This is a genomic window from Kosakonia sp. H7A, from assembly GCF_003028445.1.
Taxonomy (GTDB): domain Bacteria; phylum Pseudomonadota; class Gammaproteobacteria; order Enterobacterales; family Enterobacteriaceae; genus Kosakonia; species Kosakonia radicincitans.
In genome coordinates, this window is sequence record NZ_PYTZ01000054.1 from 1 (window position 1) to 561 (window position 561).

Below are 561 nucleotides of genomic sequence, written 5' to 3' on the forward strand. Positions count from 1 at the left end.
GCCGCGTGCGCGACTACGCCCAGGTGCGCGCCGATGGCCGCATCGACGTGGCGGTGGCCGACGCGGCCATGAAGATGCTCAAGGTGGACCCGGAAGGCTTCGACGAACTCGACCGCCGGCTGCTGCACACCCTGATCGACCATTTCGACGGCGGCCCGGTGGGCGTCGAATCCCTGGCGGCCTCGCTCTCCGAAGAGCGCGGCACGCTGGAGGACGTCATCGAGCCCTACCTGATCCAGCAGGGCTTCCTGGTGCGCACCGCGCGCGGGCGCATGGCCACCCACAAGGCGTACCGCCACCTGGGCCTGCAGCCGCGGCGAGATACCGCCGACGCCCCCGGCGAGAGTGGAGACCTGTTTTGAGCGACGCCAATGCCGTCGTGCCGCGATTCAGTTGGCCGACACGGGTTTACTGGGAAGATACCGACGCCGGTGGCGTGGTCTACCATGCGCGCTACGTTGCCTTCATGGAGCGGGCGCGCACGGAATGGATGCGTTCGCTCGGCTACGGGCAGGAAAGCACGCGGCAGGATCACGGGCTGGTGTTCGCGGTGCGGTCGAT

The 561-nt window shown here is 68.6% G+C and carries 2 protein-coding genes; both read left to right on the forward strand.

Going from position 1 to position 561, the window contains the following annotated elements; genetic code table 11:
* The coding region (locus CWM66_RS28095; RefSeq protein ID WP_304598303.1) for a Holliday junction DNA helicase RuvB C-terminal domain-containing protein at positions 1-362 on the forward strand (362 nt) is incomplete at its 5' end.
* A gap of 17 nt (positions 363-379) precedes the next feature.
* Positions 380-561: thioesterase family protein (locus CWM66_RS28100; RefSeq protein ID WP_199200074.1), on the forward strand; the 182-nt coding region annotated here is incomplete at its 3' end.